Source organism: Paenibacillus sp. N22P23 (assembly GCF_059383735.1).
The window spans coordinates 124,336-144,575 of sequence record NZ_JBXENT010000002.1 but is presented as its reverse complement, the minus strand read 5'-3'; the positions used below and the strand labels follow the sequence as shown (position 1 = coordinate 144,575).

Genomic DNA, 20,240 nt, shown 5'->3' with positions numbered 1-20,240 from the left:
GACCGAAGAGTCGCAGGGCATTTTCCTGCGGCTCTTTTTTTCATGGTTTTTGAAATAGGGCGATCTTCCAAAACAACTAGGAGGATTCCATGATGATTATTGTAAATGGTCAACATATAAAGAAATATTACGGTGCAAAGCTAGTACTTGAAGATGTTACATTTGAAATTCACGAAGGGGAGCGGGTAGGGCTGGTCGGTCGCAACGGGAGCGGCAAATCTACGCTGATCTCGCTCATTGCAAAGTTATCTAAACCAGACGAAGGGCAGCTCATGATTCGCAAGGATACGAAGATTGGATATTTGGCCCAAATTCCGGTTGCTTGGGATGAGGGTACGGTTTACGATGTGCTGGCATCAGGATATGCGGAGCTCCTTGCGTGCAAAGCGCAAATGACGAAGCTGGAGCTGGAAATGTCCGATCAGGCGGGGATGGGAGAGAAGCGGCTGGAGCAGCTGCTTCGTGAATACTCAGGCCTGCAGGAGCGGTTTCAGAATGAAGGCGGCTACGAGCTCGATGCGAAGATCGATACCGTTACAACGGGGCTGCGAATTCCGCGAGCGATGTATGAAAGAAGGTACGGTACTTTATCCGGCGGGGAGAAGACGAAGATCGGCCTTGCCGCGCAGTTAATCAGCAAACCTGAGCTTCTGCTGCTAGATGAACCTACGAATCACTTGGATTTACAAGGTGTTCAGTGGCTGGAATCATATCTGAGCGGCTACGAAGGTGCGTGCTTGATCGTATCCCATGATCGGATGTTCCTAGACCATGTTGTTTCGAAAATTGTAGATATAGAAGACGGCGAAGCGATCACTTATCACAGCAATTACAGTGGCTACGTCATAGAGAAAGAAGCGCAGCTGCTTCAGCAGTTTGCCGAGTACCAGGAGCAGCAGAAAGTCATCAAGAAGATGAAAGAGACGATCAAGCAGCTGCAGGAGTGGGGGAGAGTCGCCGGCAATGAGAAGTTTTTCCGCAGGGCGGCTTCGATGCAGAAGGCGCTGGATCGGATGGAGAAGCTGAAGCGTCCGGTGCTTGATCCGAAAGGGGCGGAGTTTCAGCTTCAGCTGGCAGACCGATCTGGGAAACGGGTCGTGGAGTTTCAAGGCTTAAGCAAGAGTTACGGCGACCGCAAGCTGCTGCATGAGGTTGACGGCATGCTGCTGTATGGCGAGAAGATTATGCTGCTTGGTCCTAACGGAACGGGCAAAACGACCTTGTTCAAGTTAATTCTCGGAACGGAAGTACAGGACAGCGGGACGATCGACATTGGAGCACGCGTGGATATCGGTTATCTGGCGCAGCAGCAGTATCCTGCGGATGACAAGAAGAATGTACTCGCTTATTTCCGCGAGGCTGCGGAGATGGAAGAAGGCGAGGCTCGCTCGCATTTGGCGCGGTATCTCTTTACCCAAGGAGATGTGTTTAAGAACGTCAATCAGCTCTCAGGCGGCGAATGGACGCGGCTGCGGCTCGCACTACTTATCCTGAAGAAACCAAATTTACTGCTGCTGGATGAACCGACCAATCATATGGACATCGCATCCAGAGAAGCGCTTGAGGAAGCGCTGGAAGATTTCCCAGGCACAATTCTTGCGATATCGCATGACCGTTACTTTATTAATCGACTGGCGAATAAAGTCTGGGAGCTCGATCGGGCTAAGCTCACGGTATACCTTGGAACGTATGATGAGTATGCCGAGAAGCGTAAGCAACTTCGGTCTGAAGAAACCGCGCAGCCTGTGAAAGTGAAGGAAGCAGTTCCGGTTAAGCGAAAACAAGAGGAGGATACTGCTGTATCCTCGGCGCAGAAGCCTAATACTGCGAAGCTGGAGCAGCTAATCGCACAGCTGGAAACTCAACTGGCTGAAATGGATGCGGAGCTTACAGAGCAGTCGGAGCAGCTCAGCATGGATGAGCTTGAGCTGCGCTGGCGTGAACGGGAGCAAGTACAGGAGCAACTCAATGAATTTTACACAAAATGGATGGAGCCAAACTGAACATCTTTTCCAAAAATGGAGATGAAATACGGAGCTATATGGTATAGTAGGTAGTAAAAAAGTTATATTCTACTATCAAATGGTCGAACCTACTAAAGGGAGTCGTGTTTTCCATCCATGTCCGCCATCCTAGTGTACGAATTACATGGTTTGCTCTATATTTTAGCAGCCTGCACGTTTCTGTTTATAAGTCCAAGGGTGTTGATGTCGGCTCGTCGGCGAAAGCAGATGATTGTTGTCATCTTGGCGGTACTTTCTACATGCTATCAATTAATTGAGCCCATAGATCCGCTTGTGTATTCCCTTCATCTCATGCCGATTGGGATTATGGTCGCATCGGTATTTGAAGGGGCACTGCCCGGAATCATAATAGGCGCGGCAGTTACGGTTTGCGGGATATTCCTTGTGGGTACGAATATCGTAGCGAATCTTGCAAGCAACGCTATTCTCTTGCTGCTAGGCCTATGGTTTCATTACCGTATGCTCTGGAAGAGCAAGCTTTCACGGACGATGGGTAGTGCACTGTTCTTCATCTTGATTCACTTTGTAGTGTTCCTTCTGGTGTATCCAGAGAGTGATAAGCTGAAGGTGGCTCAAATGGCTGTCCTACTCCTTGGAACGCTCACTTCCGCTGTTGTTGTCATTCTGACCGCAAGCAAAGTAAGGAGTCAGGAGAATCTGCAGGAAGAGCTCTTCAAAGCCGAGAAGTTCCATATGATCGGCGAACTGGCTGCTTCCATATCGCATGAAATCCGAAATCCACTCACGACGACACAGGGATTTCTTCAGATGATGGCGAAGCCGGGAATTAACAGTGAATCGATGGAACGGTATCGTTTGCATGCGATGGAAGGCGTGGAGCATGCGAACGCCATCATAACGGATTATTTGAATTATGCCAAACCGACGATTGAAGAGGCAAGACCGATTCATGTCATCTCGGAGATTGAGGGACTCATACCATGGATATCTCCACTGTCTGTCATGTCCAGCATCGAGATTCGAATTGTGCATCAGCAAGAGCAAGCCTTCTACATTTTGGGCGAACCGAAGAAGTTCCAGCAATGCCTATTGAACCTGATGAAGAATGCGATTGAAGCGATGCCTGGAGGCGGCGTGTTATCGATCTCCACCCGAATTGAGAATGGGCAGGTATGCATTCAAATTTCCGACACCGGTGTAGGCATGAGTAAACTGCAATTGAAACGAATCGGCATGCCGTTCTTTACGACGAAGGAAAAAGGGACTGGGCTGGGCTTGATGGTCGTTGTCAGCCTCGTCAAAGTCATGGGCGGGCAAATCTTGTTCACAAGCAAGTCGGGTCAGGGCACCGTATGCGAAATCAAATACGGGCTGTATGGATAGATCATTCATCGCTAACCATAATAAAAGCACTCTCCTCATTAGCGGCATAATGGCCGTCTGGCGAGAAGAGTGCTTTTTTTTATTTGTGGTATTCGTAATTAAGGCTTCACTGGCGGCAGCTGGCTGACATAACTGTCTGATAGATGAAGCAGCTTCAGCGCACGATTGTATTGATCCTCAGATACGGTCGATCCATTCTGTACACTTCCATGCAGCGGATAGTGTGTGCCGTCATTGTAGGCAGTACCCGGAATAAACAATTCTTGATCGTTAATCATCGATCCGGTAGGCAAGTAGTAACGCTCAGGCAAAATATTCGACGTTTGATTGAGCAGATCTTGACCGAAATGAATGTGGTCAGCTAATGAAATGCCAAGTAAATTCGCAATCGTTGGCATAATATCCGATTGACCCCCAACTTGCGGGAGCTTTGCCGGTTTAGTAATGCCTGGAGAAGAGATAATTAACGGAATATTGATCATGTCGGTAAATCCGTATTCATGGCCATAGATTTCGCGCATCAGCTTCTTGTCATCGTTGTCCAGCGAATAGACCGGCAGACCGAGGTGGTCACCATACGTTACGAATACACTGTTATCCCATATTCCCCGAGCCTTCAGATCGTCCACGAACAACCCGAGTGCATAGTCGGCGTAATTCTGAGCACGAATATAATCACCAACGAATGTACCTTCATAACGCTCCGGCAGCTTCATTTTGTATTTCCCCTCGGGAATCGTGAAGGGGTGATGGGCTGACATAGAAATAATTTGGGCGTAGAACGGTTTGCCTGATTGCTGCATCTTATCAAACTGTTCTGCTGTTTTCTTGTACAACACCTCGTCGGAAGGGCCGAAGAAAACCATGTCTTCTTTGCCGAAGAACGATTGATCATAGTATTTGTCAAACCCAAGTGCTTTATAAAGTCCGATACGGTTCCAGAATTCCACGACATTCGTATGGAAGGTTGCGCTCTGATAGCCGTTCTGATCCAAGATACGAGGAAGGCTTGGCAGTTCTTTGTCGCTGTAAGCCATTGTTGCTGCGCCGCGTGGCGGAATATAGAACGATGTATTCACAACGAATTCAGCATCGGAGGTGTTGCCTTGGCCAACCTGCTGATAGAAATTCGGGAAATACATATGCTCGCGAGCCAATTTGTTCATATTCGGCGTAATTTCTTGACCGTCTATTTTGAGTCCGATCAAGAAGTTCTGTAACGATTCCATTTGCAGAATGATGAGATTTTTGCCTGCTGCAATGTTTGCGTACTTAGGCGCAGCGGGCTCTGTAATGCCTTTCGTTTCATCGATTAGCTGACGGGTAATCTCATTCATCGGCGTTTTCGGTGTATTGTCATCTGCGAAGATCGTGTAGATCTCATAATTGAGAATGCCCATTTCTTCTGCTTTCACGATTTCATTCATGCTCGCTCGATTGGGCAGTATATTGAAGAGGCAGAGCGCGAGCGAAATGATGAAGACAAGCGAGATCACAGACCGGCTAAGCGGTATTTGACTGAAGGTCTTCCAGCCTTGTAATTTCGAACGTCTGATGAGCAGAACAGTAAACACAATAATATCCAGAAAAATAAATAAATAGTACGGATCCAGAAGTGAAAATACACTGCTCTTCACGGCCGTCACTTGATTGACCTGCTCCAGCGCATGATAAGTCACGATGATCCCAAAATATTTGTAATACATGATAACGGCAAACAATATCGCGGTTACAAGTAAATTGACCGTCACATACAGAGCCAGCTTACGTTTGGTCGCAAACCATTCAATCAAGCAGAATAGCAGCCAGAAGAATGGAAGCTCCGTGACGAGCAGCGTCCAAGATGGACCTCCGTCAAAGATTACGAGCCATGCTAATGTTGTTTTGATGACTAATATAAGGGTGAAAAAAATAAACGGCCTCATCTGAAACAGCCGTTTGAGGCGCCAAAGTGGCATGTTGAAATCCTCCTAACACGAACTTGATCTGGTAATCTCTCAATAGTTCATTATGCTCCCAGGCAGATGGTTTGTCAAAATGGAAAATAGACGCCAAATGACGCAATGAGTGTTATACTATACTCTGAAAAATGATTGAATATGAAGGGTAACGATAGAATATGAATGCCATTAGATCGCTAGTCTCGACGCTGCGTCTGCAGCTCGGTCCAAGAGCTTGGCATAACTTCTGCTTTGATGCCACAGCCTCGGTGTTATTTAGTTTCTTTAATGTTGTTTTCAACCAGTTCTACATCCCGATGGCGATTCAGCAAGGAGCATCCAATATTCAGGTAGGACTGCTGTCAGCGGCTCCAGCAATTGGATTGCTGCTATCTCCGATATGGGCAAGCGTGATTGAACGCTCAGGTGATCCGAAGCCGTTTATTGTCATTCCGAACTTCATCGCAAGGGCTCTTATTATTTTACCGGCCTTTTTCGGCGTCCCCTTGATTTATGTCGTCGTTGCACTGGCTTTCCATATGCTGATGGGGGTACAGGCACCTGCTTATGCTTCAATGGTGGTTCGGATGTATCCGCCTGAGCATCGCGGGAAGCTAATGGGTAATACAAGAGTAGCGATGGGAATCATTATGATTCCGACCGCATTCATGATCGGCAAGTGGACAGATGTTTCCGGTCCGTCCGGTCCGCTCTTGTTTGCTTCTATTACAGGCGTGATCTCCATTCTCGTTTTCTCGAAGGTCAAAGCGCGTAAGGAAGCGCCGTCCAGGCTGCATACCGCGAAGCGTGCTTCGCTTAAGGAACAGCTGCAGCTCATCAAGCAGAACCGTGAGCTGGCGATCTTTTTCCTTGCCTGTACGTTTACGGGCTTCGGTAACATTATTGCTCAACCGCTGTATCAAATCATCCAAGTAAATTGGCTGGAGCTTACGAATACGGAGATCGGCTATGCGCGTGCGACTTATTTTACCTGTTTGCTTGTTTCCTATTTTGTTGTCGGCAGTGTGATCGACAAGCTGTCGGCTAAACAAACCGTGGCCTATGGGTTGGCTGCGTTCGCGATCGTACCTATCTTGTATGCGATCTTCGGCAATTTGCCGGCCGTTATGATTGGCAGCGGCATTCAAGGCTTAGGGGACGCGATATGGGATATCGGCTTTCTGGCTTACGTGTTCCGGCTGGCTCCGGGCCGTGAAGCTGTTGTGTTCGGGCTTCATCTGATGTTGTTCGGTATCCGTGGCAGTATCGGACCGCTGCTGAGTACTTCGTTGTCGGAGACACTGCCGATTTCGGGGCTTCTCTACACGGCGGGATTGTTCGGTCTCATCGGATTGCTGGCATTCGTTCTGTACCACCGGAGTAAAGGTGGACAGAAGCTGGAGCTGGGCAGGTAATAGGCGTTTGAATCGTTTGGAGAGAAACCTCTGTGGCCACTTTTGAAGTGGTAACGGAGGTTTTTTTTTATTTTCCTATATATACTTTAAATTGACGTAATTTCGATTAAAGTATACTTATAATTCATAATCATGAATTGGAGTGAGCCAGGATGAGAATTACGAAGGGGAGATCGGCTGTGAGATGGAATGCGAATTGGATATGGCTGGAGCAGCGCGGTGATTGCAAAAACCAATATGTTGATTTCCGGAAAGAAATTCACCTTGAACCATCGGAACTTGCGCAACAACCGGTGCTCCATCTGTCGGCAAGGCAAGAGTATAATCTTTGGATCAATGGTCAATGGGTCGGCCGCGGGCCATCGCCATGTACGCCGGAGTATCAGTATTACGATTCGTATGAAGTCGGTCGTTATTTGCAAGTCGGGGATAATGTCATTTCGGTCCTCTGCTACCAATTTGGCGAGTCCAATATTATTACGAACCAAATGCAAGGCGAAGCGGGCTTCATCTCCCAGCTCATGTCCGCGGACGATGCAACCATCATCTCGACTACCGACAGTTCATGGAAATCAAGGCTGACTCCCCGCTTCCGCACATCGAATGAACGCCTCAGTTTATGGGGTGGCTACAAAGAAATCTATCTGGCACATCAAGAGGACGAATGGCAGCAGCCACACTATGATGATTCCGCATGGGCGGACTCGCAGGAGCTTGGACAAGGGGGCGACCCGAACAGCGCATGGCCGCGCCTGATTGCACGTGAAATCCCATTCCTTGCAAGCGAAGCTTGCCAAGCTACCGCCATAATACGTACAGAATTAAACCTCGGCAATGTAACGGAGCCGGAATCACTTCTTGCAGCTTCAGTGGATACACATGCTGGAACCGAGCCTGCCCCCGCCCTTAAGGCAGATGCATCAAAGCCAGGCTCCATGCCTGCTGTCGTATTCGATTTCGGCCGAATTGTTGTCGGCAGGCCGATTCTCGAAGTCGTCGCTCCGGAAGGCGGTGTCATCCGAATCGCGTATGGAGAATCACTGGAGCTGCAGGAAGTGGACACTTTTGTATTGAAACGGGGCTTTCAGCGTCTTCGACCATTTGGCAGACGCGTGTTTCATTATTTGAAGCTAACGTTCATGGCGACTCCTGTTCCCGTCACCGTTACTTCGCTCAGCTGCGAGAAAGTCGGCTATCCGTTCACCAGGCAGACGCAGTTCGGAAGTTCGGATGAGTTGCTGAACCGCATCCATGAGGTGAGCTTATATACGACGCGAATGAACTCTCACGACCATACAGAAGACTGCCCTTGGCGCGAGAAGGCGCTATGGGTAGTGGATTCTATGGTTATGGGCAAAATCATCTACGCCAACTTCACGGACACTGCGCTGCTGCGCAAATGTTTGCTGCAAGGCGCTCGCATTCAGCTGGCGGACGGTTCAATCCCAGGAACGGGACCGGAGCATAACGGCATGCTGCTGCCAGATTTCTGCGCCTATTGGCTGATCGGCTTGCATGATTATTGGCGTTATTCCGGCGATTTGTCGCTGCTGGCAGAGCTTCAACCTGTTACCGAACGATTGATCGATTGGTTCAGGCAACAAAGCGACGATACGGGATTGTTTGCGCGGGCAGATCGGCCCGGTTATTGGTGCTTTATCGATTGGACGGACGATATTGACCGCCGAGATAAGGTCGCCGCGATCTCTTTCCTACGCTACAAAGCGCTGAAGGCTTACAGCGACATCATGCGCGCCCTGGATCCAACTGACGGCAGAGCGGAGCAAGCAGAATTCGAAGCCGAGGCGATCAACCTAGCCGAAGCCATTCGCACACATCTGTGGGTAGAAGAGAAAGGGCTGTTCGCAGATTGCTTAGACGGTGAGTCGCTGTCGGGCAATTATTCGCTGCAAACGAACTTCATGGCAGCGTGGTGCGGCATCATGACCGAAGAGGAGACGAACCGTTTCCTAGACGATTATTATTTTGCTAAACAACTCCCGCCGGTTAGAGGGCCCTTCTTCCAACATATCGTGCTTGAGGTACTGCGCAACGCCGGACGCCGAGAACAAGCGCTGTCACTCATCCGAAACTATTGGGGTGAGATGCTGAGCCGCGGAGCGACGACCTGGTGGGAAACCTTCGATGCGGAGATGCCTGCCTGTACCATTCCGAGCACTTATCAAGGGCATACACCGACTTATCTGCAAGAGGGTATTCCGGTCAGCGCTTGCCATGGCTGGGGGGCTTCGCCAGCGTACTTACTCAATGAGCTTGTGCTTGGCGCAGATTTATCCGATCTGGGGAGCGGAGTCATTCATCTGAAGTCCCCTTATGATGGAGTAGATGCGGCTGAAGCTGTTCTGCCGTTGCCGGGCGGTCAATCGATCGCCATCAAGTGGAAGACAGGACCGAACGGGCTCACTGGTACTACAGAAGTACCTTCAAACTATCGGATTGAAACCGAAGCCAATTATCCTCTTCGCATTATCCCGCAAGAGGAAACCGAGCACTTTATGGCATGAATGTCGGCCAGGTAGGGAGGAATGTCTTTACGTGGGAGAAGAAAACATGCCTAGATTATGGGAGGCTGACCTTGAGGGGTCAGCTTTTTTGTGCGCGCGGAAAATGCTAACGAATCGTAGAAGGCTTATTTGCCCCAAAATAGCTCCAAGAAAATTCTAACGAATCGTAGCGGCCCTATTTAACGAATTGGGGAGAGTTCGGCGCAGATTATCCCCTAATAAGGTCTCTACAATTCGTTAGATTCCCTGAGCCGAGAAATTCCGCCTAATAACGTCTCTACGATTCGTTAGAATTTCACGGTATGTGGAAAGCGAGCGGCTGTTGCGGAATGCTGCGCAACTTTTCCCGGTTGAACTCGTCATAGGAGGATAGAAATGAATGTACTGGGAATGTTGGGAGGTTGAAAATGAAACGATTTGAGCGAGCGACACGGAATAAAACGCGGAAGGGGAGCTCGTGGAGGCTATTTGCCGGATGGCGTGCCACTATGCTTGGAACTGCGTTGTTTGCATTATTAGCGCTTCCTGCGCTTGTGGCTGGGGACGGAGTAGTGCATGCAGACACTAGCGCGCAAGTGTTGGAAAGTAACAACTTGGCCGGGAAGGCCACTGACTGCAAGCCGGATTTGATTAAGCAGGTTTATTCGAGCTTAGGAGACAACACCTACATCCCGTTGTTTGGAGCCCGCAAAGAGGATCAACAATCTCTAACCGTGGTCTGCAGCATTTTGCAGCGAATCGCGACTATGGGCAAGGCCGAAGCGGTGCCGGCACCTGAGGATGGACATCATTTTCGGAATCAGATGGATATTCAATTTACGGATGGCAGTTACATAACTGTATATGAAGTTTGGAATGGGAAATTGGCTATTGATCAAGGGAAGCAGCGTCTAGTCATCCATGACCCACAGGCATATAAGGACTTTATTGGCCTTGAGGTTCTGCCTGATAATTCGCCTGCTCCAACCAAATCGGTACACTTCGGAGAACCTCTGCATGTCAGCGGAAACAACGGTTGGCTGGAATCATTCGACGTTCATATCTTCTGGACGACATCACTCAATAACAGAAACATGGCCTTATCACCCAAAGGTATTAATTTCCCTTACAAATCGTCATTGCTGATTTATTCAGGAACTTCGGAGTTTGGCCGCTACGACATAAAGATAACGATGCCAGGCTATGGTGAAGCAATCGATGGCTCGCTGAAGCCGCTGCTTCCAGGGGACGGTACGCTTTCGGTTATTGTTTCAGTAGGAGTAGGATTAGCAACCGGAGGTTCAACGTCCGGGATTAAACTGCTTGCGGCGAAGAACGTATTTCTCTCGGTGAACGGTGTGCCTTCAGCCGATCCGTCGCTTATGCCTCTGCTCGTAGGCGGTCATGCGCTCGTGCCCGTACGCGCCATTGCTTCATTGTCGAACGAGAACGTCGTGTGGGATGCTGTAACAAAAAGTGTTCTGATTCGCACGAAGCAAGCGGCGGTTAACGGATCCTCCGGCGGGAGCCCGCAGCTGTGGATCGATGGGGTAAAGGCTGACGAGGACCTGCAGCCTATTATCCGCAATGGCAGAGCCTACGTGCCGATTCGTGCGGTAACGGCCGCATTCGGCCTGCCTGTAAGGTGGGATGGCGGTTCAAGGAGCGTTAATGTAACAGTGGTGTCTCCTTAATAAAAATAAAAAAGTGCAGGGAGGAGTCCCTGCACTTTTTTTATATGACCAAGAATGTACTACATCCCGTTGTTTGTCATGATCCAGATCGAGCCGATTACAATCGTAATGACGACAACTAAGCCAAGAATGAGCGTCATCAGATTATATCGAGGACCATGTTCTTCACGCAGATGCATAAAGAATAGGAGCTGGAGTACAAATTGCAGTACCGCTGTGCCAAGAAGGACTGCGACCAGCGCCTTTCCATGCATCCAGTGGTTTAACACAATAAGCAGCGGAATGATCGTCAGAATAATGGAAAGGACAAAACCTGTGACATATTCCTTCAGCGAGCCGTGGCCTCCTGTATGACCGCCGTGTTCACCTTGCAAATTGTTGCCGTGCTGCGCCATGTCACATCACCCCCATCAGGTAGACGATCGTGAATACGAAGATCCAAACCACATCTAGAAAATGCCAGTACAGGCTCGTAATCGTTACTTTACGCTTAGTGACCGGTGTTATACCGTGCCTTGTAAGTTGAATAATGATGCCCGTAATCCAGAAGATACCTACGGTTACGTGCAGCCCGTGTGTTCCGACGAGCGTGAAGAATGCTGACAAAAATGCGCTTGTGCTAATGGTATGACCTTCATGAACGAGCTTCACAAATTCGCTCACTTCTAGCCCGATAAAGCAGGCGCCGAGTAGAACAGTAACCACCAGCCAGCCAATCAATGCTTTACGGTTGCCTGCATTCATAGCCAGAACCGCCAGACCGCTTGTGAAACTGCTCGTTAATAGAATAAAGGTTTCGACGATAACGCCAGGCATTTCAAAAATTTCTTTAGCGTCTGGTCCTCCAGCCGTGCTATGGTGCAGGACAAGATAAGTGGCGAATAACACCGAGAACAGAATACAATCCGTTATAAGGAAAATCCAGAATCCGAATTTTCGAAGCTCTTCCAGATCATGATGCCCATCATGACCTGCCTCGTGGGCAAGAGCGTGCGAATGCGGATGGTTAGCGTGATTCGTCGACATTACACAGTCCCCCTTGCCGCAGCTTCCGTGCGTTTGATTTCATCCACTTCGATATAATAATCCGTTTTGTAATTGAACGAGTGCGCGAACATTGTTGCAGCAACTCCGACGAAGCCTGGGATAGCGATCCAGAGCCAATGGAAGACTAGACCGAAGCCGATCATAAACCAGAAGATCGATTGAATGAATGGGATTGCCGAGTTCCGCGGCATATGAATCGGCTTGAGCGGCGGTGTTGCTTTTGGTGCTTGACCGGCAGCGATGCGCTCTTTCTCTTCCCACCATTCGTCTCTATCCGAAACTGTAGGTGTAATTGCAAAGTTATAAAGTGGCGCCGGTGAAGGAATGGACCACTCCAGCGTTCGAGCATTCCATGGATCGCCGGTCGTATCCTTCTCCATAAACTTAATGCTGTGTGCGATTTGCCACACTTGGAAGAGGAAACCCAGACCCATCAAGAATCCGCCGATTGTCGACGTGAAGTTGAGCGGCCACCAGCCGCTGTCCCACGTGTAGGTGTTGACGCGGCGAGTCATACCGTCAAGTCCCAGGAAGTACTGCGGCATAAAGCAGACATAGAATCCGATGTTCCAAATCCAGAACGCCCATTTTCCGATTTTCTCGTTCAGCTTGAAGCCGAACATTTTAGGCCACCAGTAGTAAAGACCGGCGAAGTATCCGAAGGCAACCCCGCCAATAAAGACTTGGTGGAAGTGGGCGATCAGGAAGTAGCTGTTATGGAACTGAAAATCTGCCGGGGCTACCGACAGCATGACCCCGGTCATTCCACCTGCAACGAAACAGGGGATAAACGCGATGGTCCACAGCATAGGTGTACTGAATCGAATTCGGCCGCGGAACATCGTAAACAGCCAGTTGAAGATTTTCACGCCTGTTGGGATTGCGATAATCATCGTTGTTATGGCAAAGAAGATATTTACGTTCGCCCCCGAGCCCATCGTGAAGAAGTGATGGAGCCAAGTGAAGAACGACATCAGGCTGATGCTCATCATGGCAAATACCATCGAGGCGTAACCGAATAACCGTTTCTTCGAGAACGTCGCTACAATTTCGGAGAATATCCCGAATGCAGGCAGGATAACGATATAAACCTCCGGATGTCCCCACATCCAAATTAAGTTAATGTACATCATGGCGTTGCCACCGCCGTCCATCGTGAAGAAATGTGCGCCTAAGTAGCGGTCCAAGAACAGGAGAGCAAGCGTCACAGTCAATACTGGGAATGCAAGAATGATGGTGATACAGCTTGAAAGCACGGACCAGGTGAAGATCGGTAGTTTCGACCAGGTCATGCCCGGAGCACGCATCTTGACAATCGTTACGATGAAGTTGATCCCCGTCATCAGTGAACCGATACCGGAAATCTGAATGCCCCAGATGTAGAAGTCTTGCCCAACTCCGGGACTGCCGGTCATCTCCGAAAGCGGAGGGTAAGACAGCCATCCCGCATTCGGAGAGCCGCCGATGACAAAAGACATGTTGAACAGCATAGCACCCATGAAGAATAACCAGAAGCTAAGGGAATTCAAGAATGGAAATGCGACGTCGCGCGCCCCCAATTGCAGCGGAACGGCGATATTGAATAAACCGAACATGAGCGGCATCGCCATGAAGAGAACCATAATTACGCCGTGTGTCGTAAACACCTCGTTATAATGTTCCGGCGTCAGAAACTTCATTTCCGGAAAAGCAAGCTGGGTCCGCATCATTAAGGCATCGACACCGCCGCGGAACAGCATGAGCAATGAGGCGATGATATACATAATACCGACTTTCTTATGATCGACAGTAGTCAGCCACTCGCGCCAAAGCCAGGTCCATTTCTTGAAATACGTTAATACGCATATAATCGAAAGCGCAGTTAGCGTGATCGCGATATCCGCTCCATAAATCAGCGGGTCGCCGGTAACGAAGAACCACGAAACGAATGATTTGATTTTATCAAACATGGTACTGCCTCCTTTCATTATTCGTTCATGTCCATCCCAGACATGTCGTGGTCGGAATGGTTATTTTGCGGAGCTTTATCGGTTGGAGATTTCGAATCGGTTGACGGCTTTTCCTCGGTTGACGGTTCCCCATCTGTACCCAGTGCATGCTCATCGCTTAACGTTCTCGCTTTCTGACCCATACCTGCCGGTGCGCCGCGATTCATGGAATAATCGTGCACGATCCGATGGTAAAGCCCTTCGGGAATCGAGGCATACGTGACTTGACCGGATGTACCTGGTTTCGCGAGCTTCTGATAACCTTCCTCTGTCAGCGCGTTGCCGCTTGCTGCCGCTTGTTTTTCCCATTTATCGAAATCATCCTGCGAAACGGATTTGACGGTGAAGGACATCTTGGCAAATTCGCGTCCTGAGAAATTAGCGCCGCTTCCCATAAATTCACCTAATTCGTCAGCCTGCAGGTGCAGCGTCGTCAACATACCGGACATCGTGTAGATCATCCCGCCAAGCTGAGGGACCCAGAAGGAGTTCATCGGCCCGTCAGAGGTTAATTCGAACTTGATCGGCGTGTCTTCCGGTATGACCAGATAATTGACAGTCGCAATGCCTTGCTCCGGATATTGGAACAGCCATTTCCAGTCGAGCGAAGTTACTTGTATGGTAATCGGCTTTACATCGGATTCAAGCGGCTTAGCCGGATCCAAGTTGTAGGTGTAGCGTGCCGTTACAATTGCCAGCACTACAATAACTACTATCGGAATGCCCCACCAAATGGTTTCCAGCTTCGTGCTGTGTTCCCACTTTGGCTGATAAGACGCTTTGTTATCCTTCTTGTCGCGGTAGCGCCATACGATCCATGCCGCTAGCAGCAGCACGGGCACCATCACGATTAGGCAAAGCAGCATGGTGAAGTAAATTAAGTCACGCTGCTGGGCTCCAATCGGGCCCTTAGGGTCGAAAACGGCGATCGACTGACAGCCCGAGGTCATCACTGCAATGCCCGCCATCGTAGCGAGTCCTGCAAACCTTCGGATGATCTTTGCAATTTTCATTTCTCTCATCTCCTAACTTACCTTTAAGCTCACCGAGATTCTCATAAGCGAATAGTTTGTGATTTCATTCACTACCTTTTCAAAAAAATAGTATCACGTTCTGCGCGCCGTGTGTGTGCTGTTAACAAAGGCGTCAAGAGAACGACTTATTTCTGTAATAATCTGTTCAACGGTTCGACTTAATTGGACAAAGAAGAAGAGGACTGCTTCCAGTTGAATGGAAACAGTCCTCTTATTTGGGGTTGCTGAACGATAATTCCAGCAAACTAGATGTTGATCTTTATGTCTTACTCCGATCCGGATTCGGAGCTGCGCTTGAGCACTAGGCTCATCGCCGTACCAATAATGTAGATAAACACGCTGCCTACCATGAAGCCTACACCTGACATCAAGGCGGCGTTACTGTCGCTAAAGTCATTGATATTGTACAGACATAGAAAGAGACCAACACAAAGTGCCGTCCACGCAGCGATCTTCATTGCGAAAAACAACGATTTCCCGTCCCGCTCAGTCTGCTGCTTTACTGCCATATTAGCCATATCGTAGTATTCACTTCCTCGGAGAGAATGAATGGATCCAAAAATTAATTATCTCCAATATAACACAATTTGCTTCTTTTGTTCATACTTTGTTCATTGTTTTATCAAAAATCGGACACATCTGGAAATATGAAAGGTAGTCGCGTAAAATGAATGGCTGGAGGGAGGAAATATGAATTGCATACCTCGCAAAAAAGCGAAGAGATATATTCTCTACCGCTTCACCATATAGGGAAAAACGGACCGAACGCTGGCTAGGGATTATGATGTGATTATTGCGTTCTATTTGTTTCCCATTATAGATTTTGATAAGTTTTGTCGTACTATCGTGTCAAAAATAGAGAGTTATGAAAGGACAGGCGAAACCGAATGAAAATGAGCGGGAACACGATTCTAATTACAGGAGGCACATCTGGAATAGGCTTCGAATTGGCAGTTCAACTGCTTGAGCTAGGGAATACCGTCATCATAACGGGACGGGATCAAGCAAGGCTGGATGAAGCGAAGAAAAAGCTGCCGACCGTACATACGTTGCAAAGTGATGCGGGGGATCCGCAAGCCATTGCAGCACTCTTTGAAACCGTGGTGAAGCAATTCCCTAAACTCAACGTGCTGATCAATAATGCGGGACTCATGCGCAGGATTAATCTGCATGATCAGGAGATTGATCTGGAAGATCTTAACCGCGAGATCGAAACGAATCTGAGCGGGCCAATCCGAATGGTGAAACAATTCTTGAGCCATCTGAAAACGCAAGATTCGGCTGCGATCATGAATGTCACCTCAGGCTTGGCATTCGTCCCGCTGCCAATCTCGCCCGTATATTGCGCGACAAAAGCAGGGCTTCATTCGTATACCCAATCGCTAAGGGCGCAGCTCAAGAATACGAAAGTAAAGGTGTTTGAACTGGCGCCTCCGTTGACAGAGACTCCGCTGGTGAATGCGTTCGAGGCGGAAGATATGGCGGGATCGAAGGCGATGAGCGTGTCCGCAATGGTAAGGACTGCAATTCGGGGGATGGAGCGGGATCATTTCGAAATTCGGCCTGGGCAAAGCAACACTTTAAAGCTCATGAGCCGGATCGCACCGAAGTTTATTTTCGGCCTACTCAGCAAGTCCGTGGATAACATGCTGAGAGCACCAAAGTAAACCAATCGACAGATTGTAGAGGAACCCGCCGTTTACAAAAACGGACGGTTCCTTTTTAGGTTATTGCTATTGATTCTTTAACGGTTGTCAGCGTGGCTATTTATTGAAATGAACGACTTATAAAATGCTAACGGTTGTGAGCATCGTTATTTGCAGAATAATGGTTGATTTATACCGGAAAATGTCCAAATAAGCTCTTTGGCAACCGTAAGAAAATAAAAACAGACTTTTTAGGCCATATAACCACTGTCACAACCGTTACAGATTTAAAGTTGGCTCTAAGAGAGCAACTAATGGCTTGTAGCTGCCCAATAAAAGAGGCTGCCGCAAAAGCGACAAGTACGCTTTTGCAGGCAGCCACTAATTCAAACGAGCACTTCCCGTTTACGGAAGAACGACTTCAGTGCGTTGTACACTTCGCCTTTCTCGCGGATGACGTAGTGCATGAAATTAGGCAAATTGATATGCTTATAAGCCGACATGAGCGTACTGGAGCGGTTGTACTGGTTAACCTCACCATAGCCGAACAAGTTCGCCCGTTTGAGCAGCTCGCCAATTAGCTTCACGCAGCGCTCGTTGTCGCTTGTAAGATTGTCACCGTCTGAGAAGTGGAACGGATATATATTGTAGAGCGTCGGAGGGAAGCGGCTGTCGATAATATCGATTGCTTTAATGTAGGCGGAAGAACAGATCGTGCCGCCGCTCTCGCCGCGGGTGAAAAACTCTTCCTCCGTAACTTCTTTGGCCTCGGTGTGATGCGCGATAAACACGATCTCCACATTCTCATATTGATGCCGCAGGAAGCGGGTCATCCAGAAGAAGAAGCTGCGGGCGACGTATTTCTCAAAGGAACCCATCGATCCACTCGTGTCCATCATGGCCAAAATCACCGCATTAGACTGCGGTTTAATGATTTCCTCCCACGTCTTATAACGCAGGTCATCCGGCGAAATGCCGTGAATGCCAGGCACACCGCTCGTTGCATTCCGTTTCAGGTTCTCGAGGATCGTCCGTTTCTTGTCGATGTTGGACATGATCCCTTTCTTACGTATATCGTTGAAGCGGATTTCTTTGGTCTCCAGCTGATCGCGATCCTTCTGTTTCAGGAACGGCAGCTCCAGCTCCTCGAAGAGCATCGTCTCAAGCTCAGCGAGGCTGATCTCAGCCTCCACGATGTCATCTCCCGGCTGATCGCCGGCATTCTCGCCCTTGCCGCCTTTCTGGGCAGAAGCGGGGTCAACACCGAGCACGTCGCCGACTTGGCTGTCGCCATCGCCTTGGCCGACATGCTTGTTTTTGTTGAAGTTATAGACGAAGCGATATTCATCAAGGCTGCGGATCGGAACTTTGATGACATGCTTCCCGTCGGACATGACAATGTTTTCTTCCGAGACGAGGTCGGGTAAATTTTGTTTTATCGCTTCACGCACTTTTTGCTGGTGACGTGCTTGATCTTGATGTCCTTTGCGATGCAGTGACCAGTCTTCACGCGACACGGTGTAAAGCGTACCTTCATTTTCTGCCATGCCTGGGCACCTCCCCATACCGATTAAGCTTGAAAGATTCTTATTGTTATTCATTCTATTCAAGTCTCGGACGGTTATGTGAGGCAATATTGGCCCATATCTAGCAATCTGGCAGTCTAGGGCTGAATTCTTTCAATTATAGCACTGCCCCATGGAGCTACTTTTACATGTACGATGAGGTTACCTGCACGCTGCTCCAGCTCTTTGCCCGTGTTCTCTTCCACATAATATTGCTCAAGTCCATAGGTAATCCGGAGCGTGTCGTCTGTGGTATACTGCACGCGCCCTTTCAGCACGACCTCACCTGTGCCGCGAGCTGGCTTGCTGTCATATATGCTTTTGATTTCGTACGTAGATGAGTTTCCATCTTGCGCAAGCAGCACATACACCGTATCGCCACTATCAGCCTTGTCGCCTGTTTCTTTCCATGCGGACCAAGAAGCGTTGTTAATCGCATAATTGAGCTGCACATAATCGCCATAAAGCTGATCGCGGGGGTCAACCGGAACGGTGCGAAGCGTGATTTCCTTGCCGACCCACAGCGCTGAGTAATGAAAGCAGGCGATGCCGCCAAGGAAGAGCAGTTGAACCGCAATGAGAATGATCAGCCAAACTTTGCGGCCTCGTTTTAACTCAGTCATTAGGCTTCTCCTCCTCATGGAGCTCAACCAGAAATTGTTTCTTACGGCGATTCAAGAACCAGCTAAGAGCAAGCAAGATGATGCCGCCTAAGATGAAAAAGATGGATTTGTCCATAAAATCCCATGCGAGCTTACCATAAGCCGCCATCGTACTCGTAAGAAACAGCAGCGTGCCGAGGTTGATTTTGACGGCCCATTCTTCGGCATAACCTCTCCACAGCAAGTACAGGGAGAAAGCGAACAATACGATCAAATAAGCGGCATCGGCGCCTTGAGTCAGGTAGAAGAACGGGAGGGCCAGCAGCCAATCCGGGCTCGACATGAGGCGGTGATTTCGATATTTGCCGGCAAGCGATATGCCAAGCAGAACGACAAGCGCAAGGTTGAACCAAATAGGCTGTGCGGAAAGATCCTTTAAGAAGGATGAATCGTTACTGTCGTTCCAGAACAGCACGATAAACAAGTTGTGTACAAATGCCGCAACGAGCGGGATCGCTTGAAACGGATAAACGGATTTACGTTCTTTTGTCCAATCCATGATGCTGTACAGCAGCCAGATCGGTATGAAGAACCATGAGAAGGCCCATTCATTCACGGTGACAAGAAGGATGCTCTGAATCGTAAAACTGGCAGCAAGACACCAGGCAAGCAGTGTATTGGGACGCTTCAGCCAGTAATAGCCCAGTCCGAGCATCATGATCGCAAGTGCTGCGTAACTGAAATGGTTGAATTCTGTCGAATTGTACCATTGTAGACCAGTGAAGATCAGCAAACTTAGCAGGAATAGATAGCGGCTCTTCACGAGATAAGTGAGCAGCACGCCGACCGTTCCCCAAACGATAAATGAGGTTACATCATAGGCTTGCAAATGAAACATTTGACCGGTGAGTACGATGCCTGCTCCGAAGGTAAGCAGTCCAAGCCCGATAAGAGCCGTACCTAGCTTCTCATGATCTCGCCGACGGAAGGTTTCTCCGGTTCCATAAAATCCAACCATAATGACCGCGATAATAAGGAGCCGCATCAGCTGCGGAATTTGTCCCCAGTTCGCTGCAACGAAGCTGAGGATACCAAGGCCGACCAAGATGCTTCCTAGTATAGGGATAATCCCGATGGCGCGTTTCTGCTCCGGGTAACAAGCGAGAATGCGTTGTAATTGTTCGGGGGTGATGATACCTTGCCGAGTCCAAGATGGACCCTCTTGCTGCAGCCATTTTCTGCTCATCTGCCGCACCTCTTTCTCTCTTCTTACTTTCAGTATAGTCAACAATATTTCAAAACATAGTACTAACTTTACCTGGTACCGGCGATAAGCCTTGGGTGTTATAGGAAACCTATGTCATGGATTGAAATACTATTGCATAATATGTCATATTGGTTATAATACAACTATACAAGTTAGTACGGTGATTTATC

The 20,240-nt window shown here is 48.8% G+C and carries 15 protein-coding genes; 6 read left to right on the top strand and 9 right to left on the bottom strand.

The window, feature by feature from the left end; genetic code table 11:
- Nucleotides 1–92: 92 nt before the first annotated feature.
- Together abc-f and AC506A_RS11415 are read left to right on the top strand one after the other, a co-directional pair.
- A complete protein-coding gene (gene abc-f, locus AC506A_RS11420; protein WP_495461880.1) occupies nucleotides 93–2,003 on the top strand; it encodes a ribosomal protection-like ABC-F family protein in 1,911 nt (636 codons plus the stop codon).
- 117 nt (nucleotides 2,004–2,120) lie between these two features.
- Nucleotides 2,121–3,368: an ATP-binding protein gene (locus tag AC506A_RS11415; RefSeq protein ID WP_495461135.1), complete on the top strand. Its 1,248-nt coding sequence runs from the start codon at nucleotides 2,121–2,123 to the stop codon at nucleotides 3,366–3,368.
- A gap of 98 nt (nucleotides 3,369–3,466) precedes the next feature.
- Here the strand turns inward: AC506A_RS11415 and AC506A_RS11410 are convergent, their stop codons facing one another.
- Nucleotides 3,467–5,326, bottom strand: coding sequence for an LTA synthase family protein (locus tag AC506A_RS11410; RefSeq protein ID WP_495461134.1), 1,860 nt, complete (start codon nucleotides 5,324–5,326; stop codon nucleotides 3,467–3,469).
- Nucleotides 5,327–5,487: 161 nt separating this feature from the next.
- Here AC506A_RS11410 and AC506A_RS11405 point away from each other — a divergent pair, with 161 nt between their 5' ends.
- From AC506A_RS11405 to AC506A_RS11395, 3 genes are all read left to right on the top strand, one after another.
- Nucleotides 5,488–6,723 (top strand): MFS transporter, encoded by a 1,236-nt coding sequence (locus AC506A_RS11405; protein WP_495461133.1) that lies wholly within the window; start codon nucleotides 5,488–5,490, stop codon nucleotides 6,721–6,723.
- 152 nt (nucleotides 6,724–6,875) lie between these two features.
- On the top strand, nucleotides 6,876–9,248 hold the full coding sequence (locus AC506A_RS11400) for a family 78 glycoside hydrolase catalytic domain (protein WP_495461132.1): 2,373 nt from the start codon (nucleotides 6,876–6,878) through the stop codon (nucleotides 9,246–9,248).
- A gap of 407 nt (nucleotides 9,249–9,655) precedes the next feature.
- Nucleotides 9,656–10,921, top strand: coding sequence for a copper amine oxidase N-terminal domain-containing protein (locus AC506A_RS11395; RefSeq protein ID WP_495461131.1), 1,266 nt, complete (start codon nucleotides 9,656–9,658; stop codon nucleotides 10,919–10,921).
- Nucleotides 10,922–10,980: 59 nt separating this feature from the next.
- On the opposite strand, the gene cyoD is transcribed toward AC506A_RS11395, so the two are convergent.
- From cyoD to AC506A_RS11370, 5 genes are all read right to left on the bottom strand, one after another.
- Entirely contained in the window at nucleotides 10,981–11,316 is a 336-nt protein-coding gene (gene cyoD / locus AC506A_RS11390) for a cytochrome o ubiquinol oxidase subunit IV (protein ID WP_495461130.1), read from the bottom strand.
- 1 nt (nucleotide 11,317) lies between these two features.
- On the bottom strand, nucleotides 11,318–11,947 hold the full coding sequence (gene cyoC / locus AC506A_RS11385) for a cytochrome o ubiquinol oxidase subunit III (RefSeq protein ID WP_495461129.1): 630 nt from the start codon (nucleotides 11,945–11,947) through the stop codon (nucleotides 11,318–11,320).
- Nucleotides 11,947–13,917: a cbb3-type cytochrome c oxidase subunit I gene (locus AC506A_RS11380; protein WP_495461128.1), complete on the bottom strand. Its 1,971-nt coding sequence runs from the start codon at nucleotides 13,915–13,917 to the stop codon at nucleotides 11,947–11,949. Before AC506A_RS11380 ends, cyoC begins: the two co-directional genes overlap by 1 nt.
- A gap of 17 nt (nucleotides 13,918–13,934) precedes the next feature.
- Nucleotides 13,935–14,969, bottom strand: coding sequence for a ubiquinol oxidase subunit II (cyoA, locus tag AC506A_RS11375; protein ID WP_495461127.1), 1,035 nt, complete (start codon nucleotides 14,967–14,969; stop codon nucleotides 13,935–13,937).
- A 287-nt stretch (nucleotides 14,970–15,256) separates the two neighbouring features.
- A complete protein-coding gene (locus AC506A_RS11370) occupies nucleotides 15,257–15,508 on the bottom strand; it encodes a hypothetical protein (protein ID WP_495461126.1) in 252 nt (83 codons plus the stop codon).
- A gap of 369 nt (nucleotides 15,509–15,877) precedes the next feature.
- Between AC506A_RS11370 and AC506A_RS11365 the strand changes: the two genes are divergently transcribed.
- Nucleotides 15,878–16,657 carry an SDR family oxidoreductase gene (locus AC506A_RS11365; protein ID WP_495461125.1) on the top strand — a complete coding sequence of 260 codons (780 nt, stop codon included), beginning with the start codon at nucleotides 15,878–15,880 and terminating at the stop codon, nucleotides 16,655–16,657.
- A 365-nt stretch (nucleotides 16,658–17,022) separates the two neighbouring features.
- Here AC506A_RS11365 and yhbH read toward each other — a convergent pair whose 3' ends face one another.
- The 3 genes from yhbH to AC506A_RS11350 form a co-directional block, all read right to left on the bottom strand.
- Complete coding sequence (gene yhbH / locus AC506A_RS11360) at nucleotides 17,023–18,183, bottom strand: sporulation protein YhbH (RefSeq protein ID WP_495461124.1); 1,161 nt, start codon at nucleotides 18,181–18,183, stop codon at nucleotides 17,023–17,025.
- A 116-nt stretch (nucleotides 18,184–18,299) separates the two neighbouring features.
- The gene (locus AC506A_RS11355; protein ID WP_495461123.1) at nucleotides 18,300–18,824 is read right to left on the bottom strand and encodes a GDYXXLXY domain-containing protein; all 525 of its coding nucleotides are present in this window, start codon (nucleotides 18,822–18,824) and stop codon (nucleotides 18,300–18,302) included.
- Nucleotides 18,817–20,049 (bottom strand): DUF2157 domain-containing protein, encoded by a 1,233-nt coding sequence (locus AC506A_RS11350; protein WP_495461122.1) that lies wholly within the window; start codon nucleotides 20,047–20,049, stop codon nucleotides 18,817–18,819. Before AC506A_RS11350 ends, AC506A_RS11355 begins: the two co-directional genes overlap by 8 nt.
- Nucleotides 20,050–20,240: the final 191 nt, after the last annotated feature.

What these genes read in the sequence shown, in the direction of transcription:
- abc-f (WP_495461880.1), top strand. Translation starts at nt 93, where the DNA reads ATGATTATTGTAAATGGTCAACATATAAAGAAATATTACGGTGCAAAG.
- AC506A_RS11415 (WP_495461135.1), top strand. Translation starts at nt 2,121, where the DNA reads ATGTCCGCCATCCTAGTGTACGAATTACATGGTTTGCTCTATATTTTA.
- AC506A_RS11410 (WP_495461134.1), bottom strand. Translation starts at nt 5,326, where the DNA reads ATGCCACTTTGGCGCCTCAAACGGCTGTTTCAGATGAGGCCGTTTATT.
- AC506A_RS11405 (WP_495461133.1), top strand. Translation starts at nt 5,488, where the DNA reads ATGAATGCCATTAGATCGCTAGTCTCGACGCTGCGTCTGCAGCTCGGT.
- AC506A_RS11400 (WP_495461132.1), top strand. Translation starts at nt 6,876, where the DNA reads ATGAGAATTACGAAGGGGAGATCGGCTGTGAGATGGAATGCGAATTGG.
- AC506A_RS11395 (WP_495461131.1), top strand. Translation starts at nt 9,656, where the DNA reads ATGAAACGATTTGAGCGAGCGACACGGAATAAAACGCGGAAGGGGAGC.
- cyoD (WP_495461130.1), bottom strand. Translation starts at nt 11,316, where the DNA reads ATGGCGCAGCACGGCAACAATTTGCAAGGTGAACACGGCGGTCATACA.
- cyoC (WP_495461129.1), bottom strand. Translation starts at nt 11,947, where the DNA reads ATGTCGACGAATCACGCTAACCATCCGCATTCGCACGCTCTTGCCCAC.
- AC506A_RS11380 (WP_495461128.1), bottom strand. Translation starts at nt 13,917, where the DNA reads ATGTTTGATAAAATCAAATCATTCGTTTCGTGGTTCTTCGTTACCGGC.
- cyoA (WP_495461127.1), bottom strand. Translation starts at nt 14,969, where the DNA reads ATGAAAATTGCAAAGATCATCCGAAGGTTTGCAGGACTCGCTACGATG.
- AC506A_RS11370 (WP_495461126.1), bottom strand. Translation starts at nt 15,508, where the DNA reads ATGGCTAATATGGCAGTAAAGCAGCAGACTGAGCGGGACGGGAAATCG.
- AC506A_RS11365 (WP_495461125.1), top strand. Translation starts at nt 15,878, where the DNA reads ATGAAAATGAGCGGGAACACGATTCTAATTACAGGAGGCACATCTGGA.
- yhbH (WP_495461124.1), bottom strand. Translation starts at nt 18,183, where the DNA reads ATGGCAGAAAATGAAGGTACGCTTTACACCGTGTCGCGTGAAGACTGG.
- AC506A_RS11355 (WP_495461123.1), bottom strand. Translation starts at nt 18,824, where the DNA reads ATGACTGAGTTAAAACGAGGCCGCAAAGTTTGGCTGATCATTCTCATT.
- AC506A_RS11350 (WP_495461122.1), bottom strand. Translation starts at nt 20,049, where the DNA reads ATGAGCAGAAAATGGCTGCAGCAAGAGGGTCCATCTTGGACTCGGCAA.